Genomic DNA, 12,158 nt, shown 5'->3' on the forward strand with positions numbered 1-12,158 from the left:
GCTTCTTCCAGCACTTTTACGGCCCGGTAGGTAATATCGGCGAGGTTACCGATGGGAGATGGAACGAGATATAATTTCATAATTTAATTACGAATTACGAATTACGAATGTGTGGGGAGATGCAGCCCGGAGACATTTCCAGTTATCTCCCCACAGCTCCGTTATCCGTAATCCGCAATTAATTATTGTATTTGTACTTCAAAAGATTCCATTACCTGGTTTGCCAGCAGCTTCTGGCAGGCATTCTCAGCGATCTGCCTTGCTTCTTCCTGGCTGGCGGCTTCAATTTGCAGAGTAATGTGTTTACCAATACGTACATCCTGTACCTGGCCCAGGCCGAGGTTCTTGAGACCACTCATTACCGCTTTACCTTGCGGATCTAATAATTCTTTCAGTGGCATCACATTGATATGTGCAGTAAAAGTCATTGTGCTAGAAATTTTGCCGCAAACCTACATCAAAAAATCCAGAATGTTAAACCGCTTCTATTTTCGGCGGTACTGCCACCGATAATATTACGTAACAAATAAATATAAAAGGAACGGCCGCAAATTGCAGGAGCGGTATGCTTACAATGGTAAGAAGGATCAGGAGGAAACGGGGCCAGTTGGCGGCCAGGCTTTTATTCTTGAATTTCAGGCTGATCATGGGGATTTCAGCCACCATCAGGTAACATAGCAGGGCAATGGTGATATAGAGCACCCAGATATTCTGGAACCAGTGGGCCAGGTTGAACGGGTTAAATAAAACGATCATGGGGAAAGAAGCCACCAGCAAGGCTACTGCAGGAGTAGGCACCCCAATGAAATTTTCCGACTGGCGGGTATCGATATTGAACTTGGCAAGGCGGTAGGCGGCGAAACAGGGCACCAGTAAGGCCGGGGCCAGGTTAATGACAGATACGTCAAAAACATCGGGTTGCTGAAAATAGGCGCTGCGCAGGAGGCGATACAACATCATACCGGGCACCACGCCAAACGTAACTACATCTGCCAGCGAATCCAGTTCCTTTCCCATAGGACCGGATACTTTGAGAAGGCGGGCAACCATGCCATCAAAAAAATCAAAGATCCCTGCAATCACTACCAGGGCGGAAGCCCAGTATACCGGTTCAGGGCTGATAATCGTATAGTCGGCGCCGTTAATCTCAGCGCGGTATTCCGGGGCGTATAATATGCAGATAATGGCCAGCGCACCGCAAAAGAGGTTACATAGGGTAAGAATATTCGGTAGTTGTTTCATTCACTATGATTATGATGATTGAAGATGATCCTGGTGAGCGAAGATAGAATATTGTCTTTTAATCTTTGCTTACCAGGATCATCATAAAAATCATCATTGTTATTTTGCCATCAGGGCTTCAATCTCATCAGCCGTGATGGGGATATTCTTCATCAGGTCTACATTACCTTCGGCGGTAAGCCAAACATTGTTTTCGATGCGGATACCCAGTTGTTCTTCTTCAATATAAATACCTGGTTCGATGGTCATTACAGCGCCCACCGGGATAGGCTGATGGAAAGAAGGACCCAGGTCGTGCACATCTACGCCGAGGTGATGGGAAATACCATGGTACAGGTATTTGCGGTAGGCCGGTGTTTCCGGGTCCTGATTTTTCACCTGTTCTTCTGTAAGCAACCCGATCTTAATGAATTCTTTTGTAGCTTCCTCTCCCATCATTTCGTGGTATTTAGCAATAGTAATACCCGGGCGGAGAATGGATTTGGCATAGTTATGCAGGTGCAGGCAGGCGTCATATACCTGGCGCTGCCTCGGTGAAAACTTACCATTTACCGGCACTGAGCGGGTAAGGTCGGCATTGTACCCACCGTATTCCGCACCAAAATCCATCAGCACCACTTCCCCGTCTTTACACTCCTGGTTATTGGAAACGTAATGGAGCGTGCGCGCACGGTCGCCGGAAGCGATAATAGAGCCATAAGCCTCGCCACCAGAGCGGTTGCGCAGGAACTCATGCAAAATCTCTGCGTGGATCTCATGTTCCCATACACCTGGTTTAATAAATTTCAGCAGGCGGCGGAAAGCTTTTTCCGTGATATCCATTGCTTCCTGCATTACCTTGATCTCTTCCGGTGTTTTTACGGCGCGCAGTTCTTTGAAAATAACAGCTGCACGCAGGTAATTATGCAGCGGGTAGCGTTCCTTCATTTCCTGTGCGTAGCGGTAATCCCTTACCGGTACCAGGTTTGCCTTGCGGTTATTTTCGTTGGAATTCAGGTAGATGTTGGCGGCATCGTTGATCCACTGTTGTAAAAGCGCATCCAGGCTATCGAGCCATATGACGGTAGACATACCGGATACCGCATAGGCTTCGTCTTTGCGTAACCGGTGCCCGTCCCATTTTTCTTTTAATTCGTTCGGGCGTACCAGTACCAGTACTTCGCGGTACTTAGGATCCGGGTTATCAGGAAACAATACTACCATTGTATCTTCCTGGTCAATACCTGTAAGCCAATACAGATCCGAATTCTGTTTAAACTTGTACAAGGCGTCACCATTGGTGGGCAGTTCATCGTTGGAGTTGATAATAGCTATAGATTGCGGCTGCATTTTAGCCACAAAGCGCTGGCGGTTCTTTACAAACAGCTGCGGATCCAAAGGCAGATTCTTCATGTCGCTTAATTTCAAATGAGGGTTCAAACCTATGTAAAATTCGGGAGGTAGAAATATGAAATTGGTCTGAATTAGCAAATCGGTCAATATCTGCAACATTAAATGACAAAATCGTACTAATATTTCCTTACAACTAATTAATAGTATATTCTCTCTTTTTCAGTTAGACAATCTAACAATGAAGCAGATACATTTTGAAGATATCGCAACAATAACCCCTAAAGCGATAATTAATTTCTAAATTTCAATGGTATAACACCTATAGAATTTGACAATATCAAAAAATCGCTAGTTTTGCCTATACACCAAAACAATCTTGCTTTTATGCAAATAAGTAGCGTAAGGAATCCTGTTGCTGACTTACGGGGACTTGGCATAGAGAACGTAGCGAACGTCTATTACCAACTTTCACCCGAACAACTCGCGGAGCAAACGGTGGCCCGTAAACAAGGAGTATATGCCGATACAGGCGCATTGGCCGTAAACACCGGGGCGTATACCGGCCGCTCCCCCAAAGACAAATTCATTGTAAAAGACAACATCACAACTGACACTGTTAACTGGAACGATTTTAATCTCCCCATCTCTGAAGAATATTTTGATCGTTTATATAGCAGGATCACCCGTTATTTCAGCGGGAAAGAGGTGTGGGTACGCGATTGCTATGCGTGCGCCGACCAGGATTACCGGGTTAACATCAAAGTGATCACAGAACTGCCTTGGTCAGGTCTGTTTGCCTACAACATGTTTTTACGTCCTTCGGAAGAGGAACTGGATGAAATGCATACCGACTGGACCGTGATCCAGGCGCCCGGCTGCCTGGCAGATCCTGCCACCGACGGAACCCGGCAACAGAATTTCTCCGTAGTGAATTTCACCAAAAAGATCATTCTCATAGGCGGCAGCGCCTATACCGGGGAAATCAAGAAAGGTATTTTCACCATCCTGAATTATGAACTCCCGCATAATAAAAATGTACTGAGCATGCATTGCTCTGCCAACATGGGCGAAGATGGCGACACCGCTATTTTCTTTGGCTTGAGCGGCACCGGCAAAACCACGCTGAGCGCAGATCCTGCACGTAAGCTGATAGGAGACGACGAGCATGGATGGACAGCTACCGGCGTATTCAATTTTGAAGGTGGTTGTTATGCAAAGTGTATTGATCTTTCCGAAGAAAAAGAACCCCAGATATTTCATGCCGTGCGTGAAGGCGCCCTGCTGGAAAATATCGGCTTCTTCCCCGGTACCCATACGGTGAATTATACAGATTGTTCGATCACGGAAAACACCCGTGTATCCTACCCGCTGCATTATATCGAAAATGCGCTGGAACCTGCTATAGGCGGCATTCCTAAAAACATATTCTTCCTTACCTGCGATGCCTATGGCGTATTACCGCCTGTATCCAGGCTATCGCCGGGGCAGGCCATGTACCAGTTTATTTCCGGTTATACGGCAAAAGTAGCAGGTACCGAAGCTGGTATCACCGAGCCCAAATCTACTTTCAGCGCTTGTTTTGGGGCACCTTTCATGCCATTGCATCCTGCGCAATATGCAGCAATGCTGGGTGAGAGAATGCGCAAATACGACGTTAATGTATGGCTGATCAACACCGGTTGGACCGGCGGCGCTTATGGCACCGGCAGCCGGATGAAGTTGTCGTATACCCGCGCCATGATCACTGCTGCACTGAATGGCAGCCTTGACAAGGCAACGTTTCACCCGCATCCTGTATTCGGCTTTGCTATCCCCGATCATTGCGAAGGCGTTCCGTCCGATATACTGGACCCACGCAATACCTGGGAGGATAAAGCGGCGTACGACAGGCAGGTAAAGGACCTCGCAGGTCAGTTCATCCGCAATTTTGAAAAATATGCAGGCGCATCAGCACCGGAAATCCTGGATGCGGCGCCAAAAATTTAATAACGTACTGTGATCCGGCTCTTCCATTGCGTATATCAGCAGGAAGATTTATATTTAGTTTTGCCTTATAATTTCCACTGAACCACTCGAAAGTTCCTGACGGGCGCAATGCCTGAGCAAAACAAGTTCCTTTACAGGGGCTTGTTTTGCTGGATCTTCGGAAATATTTTCTTCCCTTCACCAGCATCCTGCCGACGGTACCTCCCCAAAAAGCAGATTACATAGCTGATTACATACAGCTTTTTCTTACCTTTGCACATGCAAATTTTAGACGGTAAACTCGTTTCTGAGGCTATAAAAGCCCAATTAGCCGCACAGGTGGCTGAATTGAAGGCAGCTGGGAAAAAGGTCCCTCACCTGGCAGCCATATTGGTAGGTAATAATCCGGCAAGTGAAACCTACGTAGCATCCAAAGTAAAATCATGTGCAGAATGCGGTTACAATTCCACCCTCCTGCGTTTTGATGCACAGATCTCTGAAAAGCATCTGCTGGACCAGATCATTCTGCTGAATGAGAACCCGGATGTGGATGGTATCCTGGTACAATTGCCGTTACCCAAACATATCAACGAAGAACTGGTGATCAACACCATTGATCCGAGCAAGGATGTGGATGGTTTTCATCCCATGAACGTAGGTAAGATGGTAAGCGGACTGCCTGCGTTTATTCCGGCTACTCCTTATGGTATTATGCTGATGCTGGAGCATTATAACATTCCTACCAAAGGAAAACATGCCGTAGTAATAGGCCGCAGCCATATTGTAGGTACGCCTATGAGCATTTTGCTGAGCCGCAATACCAACCCCGGTAACTGTACCGTTACGCTTACGCATTCACAGACACATAACCTGGCTGAAATCTGCCGCCAGGCGGATATTATCATTGCCGCTATAGGCCGGCCGGATTTTGTAACTGCCGATATGGTAAAAGAAGGCGCTGTGATTGTAGACGTAGGCATTAACCGTGTGGAAGATGCCAGCAAAAAAAGCGGTTTCCGCCTGAAGGGTGATGTGAAGTTTGATGAAGTAGCGCCCAAATGCAGCTATATCAGCCCGGTACCGGGAGGCGTAGGTCCCATGACCATTGCTGCGTTACTGAAAAATACCTATCACTCCGCTATTGGTTTGAGAGGAAGTATGAACTAACCGGCAGTATACCCGGTTTAGCATTAAATACAACCGGACGAAAAAAAAACCGGACCTTTGTGAAGTAAGACATGTCTGTAACAACAATAAATATTAATACCGATACCCTCCCGGTGATGGAGCGCTTTTACACCATCCAGGGAGAAGGCTACCACCAGGGACGGGCAGCCTATTTCGTCAGGCTGGGTGGCTGTGACGTAGGTTGTGTATGGTGCGATGTAAAAGACAGCTGGGATGCGGACAAACATCCGCAGGTAGCTGTTGCTGATATTGTAACCGAAGCCGCCGCTTATCCGGGCCGTATTGCAGTAATTACCGGCGGCGAACCGCTGCTGCATAACCTCGATGCACTTACCCGCTCCCTGCATAAACAGGGATTTCACACGCATATTGAAACATCCGGTTCTTCTCCCCTCAGTGGTAAATGGGACTGGATCACTTTATCGCCTAAAAAATTCAAGGCGCCCCTGCCGGAAATATGCAAAGCCGCGCACGAGCTAAAAGTGGTGATCTTCAACAAAACGGATTTTGCCTGGGCGGAAAAATATGCCGCTTTAGCCGGCAAGCACTGCAAGCTGTACCTGCAGCCCGAATGGGAACGCAGCGCCGAAATGACGCCACTGATCACTGAGTATATCAAGGATCATCCGGAATGGACCATGTCGTTGCAGATCCACAAGTATATCAACGTTCCTTGATCGCCTTCGGCGATGCGAATTTTGTCTTGGAACACTGATTACGCTGATTATACTGATTCAATTGATTTTTACCTTTAATTTTTTTAAAGTAATAATTTAATAAGGGAGATAAGAGGGTATATATCCGCTTTTATCTCCCTTTTTTATAAATAAAATCAAACTAATCATTATAATCAGCGTAATCAGTGTTCCAAGACAAAATCCGCTTACACTATTTCTCATAGTATTTTCGTTAATTACATTGTGAATACATACTATGAAGAAAACCTCCCTGTTAATACTAAGTTGCCTGCTGGGCTTCGGGCTGCTGTTGCAGGCCCAGACTGTTACCTATGAGAATGCGCCTAAAAAAGCTAAAGCCAGTTTTGACCGCGCCATTGATGCTGTAAGAACTTACCAGACCAAAGCCGCTATCGGGCTGCTGCAGGAAGCTATTAAAGCAGCGCCCAATTTTACAGATGCCTACGGGCAATTGGGCTTGTGCTATGTGGAGCTGAAAGACTATGCAGCCGCCACCGCCGCTTTTGAAAAATTAAAACAGCTGGACAGCAGCGGGCTGCGCCCCGTAATGGTGCCCTATTCAAAAGCGATGGCAGGAACAGGAAATTTCGTAGGTGCGTTACAGTTAATCAATCAATATATTGCGTCTATAAAGTCGAGAAGCGCCAATGCGGAGAAGCTGAAAATGAACTATGAATTTGCCGTGAACAATGGCAGGCAGGCAGTGCCATTCCATCCTGAAAACCTCGGAGACCCGGTAAACAGTAAAGATCCGGAATACTTCCCCTCATTAACCATCGACAGTAAAACATTGATCTTCACCAGGCGCGTAAATGGCCGCAACGAAGATTTCTATATTACGAACCGGGATAACAATCACTGGTCTGCTGCACAAAACATGGGTGAACCTGTAAACTCTTCTTTCAATGAAGGCGCGCAAAACATTTCACAAGATGGTACCATGCTGGTATTCACAGGCTGCGAATTTCCGGAAGGTAAAGGCAGCTGCGATCTCTACTACTCGGAAAAGACGGCTTCGGGCTGGACCACTCCAAAGAATATGGGATCGCCCATTAACACCCGCGACTGGGAATCACAACCCTGTCTCAGCGCCGACAAACAAGCACTTTATTTTGCACGTGAAACACCAGATCATGGTGCAGATATATTTGTAACCAGGCGCCAATCCAACGGGCAGTGGAGCGTTCCGGAAAGAATGGGCCCCAACATCAATACCAATGGCAGGGAAACTACTCCTTTTATCCACGCAGACGGACAAACGCTGTACTTTGCTTCCGACGGGCATCCCGGGTACGGCGGACTGGATATCTTTTATTCGCGGCGGCAACCGGATGGTAGCTGGGGCCCTGCCACCAACCTGGGTTATCCTATCAATACCATCGATGAAGACGCATCGCTGGTAGTAGAAGCAAACGGGAAAACCGCCTACCTCGCCTCCGACCGGTCTGATACCCGCGGCGCGCTGGATATTTACAGCTTTGAACTTTATCCTGAAGCACGCCCCCTGCAAACATTGTATGTTAAAGGTTACGTGTACGACACCCTCACGCATCAACGTTTAACCGCGAATATCGACATCACCGATCTGCAGGGCGGGTATAATATTGCCACCGTTACCACTAATGAAAACGGCGATTACCTGGCGCCATTACCGGTAGGAAAGGATTATGCCATGCACGTGAACAGGAAAGGATATCTTTTTTACTCTGATAATTTTTCACTGAAAGAACATAACCCCGGCATACCCTACGAAAAAAATATTCCATTGCAACCACTGGCTGCTAACGCGAGCATTGTGCTGAATAATATTTTCTTCGACAGCAAACAGTATAACCTGAAACCCGAATCTGTAACAGAGCTCAACAAACTGGTAACCCTGTTAAAGGATAACCCGGCTGTAAAAATTGAGATCTCCGGATACACGGATAATGTGGGTTCCGACAAAGACAATCTATTGCTTTCCCAAAACCGCGCTAAGGCAGTAGTCAACTATCTTTCCGAAAAGGGCATCACGCCAGACCGCCTTACTGCAAAGGGTTACGGCGAAAGCAACCCCGTTGCTACCAATGATACAGAAGAAGGAAGAGCTGCCAACAGGCGGACGGTATTCCGGGTTATCAGTTTGTGATCGCTTTAGCGCCTTCGGCGCTTGTAAATTGTCTTGGAGCACTGATTACGCTGATTATACTGATTAGCTGGATTTTATTTTTTGGATTTTATAAAGGATTAAGGAAGATAGAAGCGAATAATTTTACTTCTGTCTCCCCTTACTTTTTATAAAATCAATTGAATCCGTATAATCAGCGTAATCAGTGCTCCAAGACAAAATTCGCAGATATATCCGCTTCTATCTCGCTTAATCCTTTATAAAATCCAAAAAATAAAATCCAGCTAATCAGTATAATCAGCGTAATCAGTGCTCCAAGACAATTTACAAGCGCCGAAGGCGCGCAATACTAGTAATTCCGCAACCGGCTTTTCAGTATGGAATCTTTCTGCTGCGTGCTGAGCTTATACTGGAAATTGTACAGCGCTCCTTCCCAGTCGCCATACATAGGATTGGGGAGTACAATGTACCGGCTGCCAAAATCCGGTGCGGCCTGCAAGGTAGCGGCATTTCTTTCTTCAAAAGGTTTTTTATCAAAGGTGGCGGAGAAGTCGCCGAGATTATCGCCAAACAGCATTACAATCTCATATTGTTGTAACACCTGCTGCCGGCGCGGTTCTTTACCGGAAGTAGTGGTTTTCAGAAACAGGTGCTCATTGTCGGCATCCGGGAACTGATAGTGCTGAAGGTTTTGCAGGGTAACAGCTCTTTCAGCTTCCAGCCTGTTGGTGATATAAAATACTTTCACTCCTCTGGAAGCGGCGTATTTAAAAAAAGAGGGCGCGCCGGGAACTGTGTCTGCCACAGCTTTGGCGGTCCACTCCATCCAGCTTTTATCATCGTATGTTTTGCCGGCCAGCGCCTGGTGCACCGAGTAAGGGCTGTTATCGAGCACGGTTTCATCGATATCAGTAACTACTGCCAATGGTTTACTGCCTTTAGCTGCAATATACTGATCAAGGCGAAGGGCTGCCAGCTGGTATGCCTGGAGGCACAGCGCCTTGTATTCGCCGGACTGTTGCTGCCACAATGCAGCCCATGCAGGGCCCCCGGGAAGCAGTTGTGATCCCGTGCTTTTTCCGGCTAACGGCCGGGTAGTTTTACAGGCCAGTAATCCTGCTGCCATTAAGCCTGTCAGTATCCATTTCATCTTCATAAAAAAATCCGTTGGTAGCTGCAAAAATAATTCATGCCGGGGAGAAAAAGTGACGGGGGAAAATTGTAAATTATGCGGAAATTATTGTTTGTTATGCCCCAGGAACTCATGTATCAACTGGCGTTAACCCGTATTCCCCTGATCGGCGATGTGACTATTAAAAAGCTGCTGGAACATTTTGGCAGCGCCGGCAATATTTTCAATGCCCGTAAGCAGGAACTGGAAAGGATTGAAACCGTGGGAGCTATAAGAGCGGGCGCCATCCGGAATTTCCGTGATTTTACGGAGATAGAAAAGGAAATAACGTTTATGGAGAAGCACAGGATACAGCCGTTGTTCTGTACAGACCCCGCATATCCCCAGCGGTTACTGCATTGCTATGATAACCCCGCCATGTTGTATTACAGGGGCAATGCGTCGCTGAATGCCCCGCGGATGATCAATATTATAGGCACCCGGCACCCGTCTGCTTACGGCAGAAGCGTTTGCGAAACACTGGTGGCCGGTCTTTCTGAAGCCGGGGTTACCATTGTAAGCGGGTTGGCCTATGGCATCGACATTATTGCCCATAAAACAGCCCTGAAAGCGGGGATTCCCACCATTGGCGTGCTGGCGCACGGGCTGGACCGGATTTATCCGCCGGCGCATAAGCAGGTGGCGGTACAGATGCTGGAGCAGGGCGGGTTGCTGACAGACTACCCAAGTCAAACGGCGCCCGACCGGCAAAACTTCCCAAAGAGAAACCGGATAGTAGCCGGCATCTGCGATGCCACCATTGTAATAGAAAGCGGCATGCGGGGAGGATCGCTGATCACTGCCGACCTGGCCAACGGCTACAACCGCGATGTATTCTGTATTCCCGGCAGGTTGCACGATCCTCAATCAGCAGGTTGTAATTACCTGATCAGGCAAAATAAAGCGGCACTGCTTACCGGTGCCGCGGATGTACTGGCCCTGATGGGCTGGCAGGAAAAACCCGGAACCGCCGTGGCGCCGGCAGTGCAGGCCCGGTTATTCCCTGAACTGAGCGAAGATGAACAGCTGATCATGTCGCTTTTCCGGGAAAAATCGCAACGGCACCTGGAGGAATTGTACCTGCAAACCCGGTTATCCGGCAGCCAGGTAGCTGCTGCCGTGTTCAACCTGGAGATGCAAAGTGTGCTCAGAAGCTTGCCAGGACAGCTTTATGAACTGGTTTGTTAATGATTTATTAACAAGCAGCCAGGCCCGGTGGGGAGTGATTATTTTATTTATTGGGTAATTAGGTGTACATTTGCGTGCAATTATTTTTTAACTGATTAATAGTTGCATCATGCCTGCGGGAAAATCTAAACCCAAATTTGTAGCTGACGGACTAACATTTGATGATGTGCTCCTGGTACCGGCCTACTCTGAAGTTCTGCCTAAAGAAGTAAATCTCTCTACGCAATTAACAAAAAACATACGCCTGAATATACCAATGGTATCTGCAGCGATGGATACTGTTACAGAAGCGACACTGGCCATTGCGCTGGCGAGGGAAGGCGGAATAGGTATTCTCCACAAAAACATGAGCATCGAACGGCAGGCCGAAATGGTAAGGCGCGTGAAACGCAGTGAAAGCGGTATGATCATGGATCCCGTTACACTGAAAGCGGATGCCACTATCGGAGAAGCGCTGCGGCTGATGAAAGAGAACGGTATCGGCGGTATTCCCATTGTAGACGACAACAGCAAGCTGGTGGGTATCCTGACCAACAGGGACTTACGGTTTGAGAAAAATAAAAAGCGCCTTGTAAAAGAAGTGATGACCAGCGAAAACCTGATCACCGCTCCGGAAGGCACCGACCTGAAAAAAGCAGAAAAAATCCTCCAGCAATATAAGATCGAAAAATTACCGGTTGTTAATAAGCAGGGGAAACTGGCAGGACTGATCACTTACCGTGACATTCTCCAGCTGACCAGCTATCCCAATGCAGTAAAAGACGAATTTGGCCGTTTATTGGTGGGCGCCGCATTAGGTATCACTGCCGACCTGCTGGAACGCGCACAGGCGCTGATCAATGTAGGTGTGGATGTGGTTTGCCTGGATAGCTCCCATGGTCATTCCATTGCGGTATTGAACAACCTGAAGAAATTAAAGAAAACATTCCCGAAACTGCAGGTGATTGCAGGTAACGTAGCTACCGCAGAAGGTGCGCTGGCACTGGCACAGGCAGGCGCTGATGCCGTAAAAGTAGGGGTAGGACCCGGATCTATCTGTACTACCCGTATCGTAACCGGCGCTGGTTTCCCTCAGTTGTCCGCTATTCTGGAAGCATCTGAAGCACTGAAGAAACTGGGTATTCCGGTCATCGCCGATGGCGGTATCCGTTATACCGGTGACATGGTAAAGGCAATCGCCGCCGGCGCTTCCTCTATCATGGCTGGTTCTATTTTCGCCGGTGTGGAAGAAAGCCCCGGAGAAACTATCATCTACGAAGGCCGTAAA

At 47.7% G+C, this 12,158-nt stretch carries 10 protein-coding genes; 6 read left to right on the forward strand and 4 right to left on the reverse strand.

What is annotated here, in order from left to right; genetic code table 11:
- Positions 1-182: 182 nt before the first annotated feature.
- The 3 genes from purS to VIM72_RS01730 all read right to left on the reverse strand — a co-directional run bounded on the left by purS (position 183) and on the right by VIM72_RS01730 (position 2,634).
- Positions 183-428 (reverse strand): phosphoribosylformylglycinamidine synthase subunit PurS, encoded by a 246-nt coding sequence (purS, locus tag VIM72_RS01720; protein WP_142683702.1) that lies wholly within the window; start codon positions 426-428, stop codon positions 183-185.
- 46 nt (positions 429-474) lie between these two features.
- Positions 475-1,242 carry a CDP-alcohol phosphatidyltransferase family protein gene (locus VIM72_RS01725; RefSeq protein WP_332001144.1) on the reverse strand — a complete coding sequence of 256 codons (768 nt, stop codon included), beginning with the start codon at positions 1,240-1,242 and terminating at the stop codon, positions 475-477.
- Positions 1,243-1,341: 99 nt separating this feature from the next.
- On the reverse strand, positions 1,342-2,634 hold the full coding sequence (locus tag VIM72_RS01730; RefSeq protein WP_332001145.1) for an aminopeptidase P N-terminal domain-containing protein: 1,293 nt from the start codon (positions 2,632-2,634) through the stop codon (positions 1,342-1,344).
- 324 nt (positions 2,635-2,958) lie between these two features.
- Here VIM72_RS01730 and pckA point away from each other — a divergent pair, with 324 nt between their 5' ends.
- The 4 genes from pckA to VIM72_RS01750 all read left to right on the forward strand — a co-directional run bounded on the left by pckA (position 2,959) and on the right by VIM72_RS01750 (position 8,553).
- A complete protein-coding gene (pckA, locus tag VIM72_RS01735) occupies positions 2,959-4,560 on the forward strand; it encodes a phosphoenolpyruvate carboxykinase (ATP) (protein ID WP_332001146.1) in 1,602 nt (533 codons plus the stop codon).
- Between the two features lie 258 nt (positions 4,561-4,818).
- Entirely contained in the window at positions 4,819-5,706 is an 888-nt protein-coding gene (folD, locus tag VIM72_RS01740; RefSeq protein ID WP_142683706.1) for a bifunctional methylenetetrahydrofolate dehydrogenase/methenyltetrahydrofolate cyclohydrolase FolD, read from the forward strand.
- Positions 5,707-5,777: 71 nt separating this feature from the next.
- The gene (locus VIM72_RS01745; protein WP_332001147.1) at positions 5,778-6,404 is read left to right on the forward strand and encodes a 7-carboxy-7-deazaguanine synthase QueE; all 627 of its coding nucleotides are present in this window, start codon (positions 5,778-5,780) and stop codon (positions 6,402-6,404) included.
- Between the two features lie 256 nt (positions 6,405-6,660).
- On the forward strand, positions 6,661-8,553 hold the full coding sequence (locus tag VIM72_RS01750) for an OmpA family protein (protein WP_332001148.1): 1,893 nt from the start codon (positions 6,661-6,663) through the stop codon (positions 8,551-8,553).
- Positions 8,554-8,881: 328 nt separating this feature from the next.
- On the opposite strand, the gene VIM72_RS01755 is transcribed toward VIM72_RS01750, so the two are convergent.
- Entirely contained in the window at positions 8,882-9,688 is an 807-nt protein-coding gene (locus VIM72_RS01755) for a 5'-nucleotidase, lipoprotein e(P4) family (protein ID WP_332001149.1), read from the reverse strand.
- Positions 9,689-9,781: 93 nt separating this feature from the next.
- On the opposite strand from VIM72_RS01755, the gene dprA reads away from it, so the two are divergent.
- Together dprA and guaB are read left to right on the forward strand one after the other, a co-directional pair.
- Positions 9,782-10,891, forward strand: coding sequence for a DNA-processing protein DprA (gene dprA / locus VIM72_RS01760; RefSeq protein WP_332001150.1), 1,110 nt, complete (start codon positions 9,782-9,784; stop codon positions 10,889-10,891).
- A gap of 109 nt (positions 10,892-11,000) precedes the next feature.
- The coding region (gene guaB, locus VIM72_RS01765; RefSeq protein WP_332001151.1) for an IMP dehydrogenase at positions 11,001-12,158 on the forward strand (1,158 nt) is incomplete at its 3' end.

Source organism: Chitinophaga sp. (assembly GCF_036569185.1).
In the GTDB taxonomy this organism is placed as follows: Bacteria; Bacteroidota; Bacteroidia; order Chitinophagales; family Chitinophagaceae; genus Chitinophaga.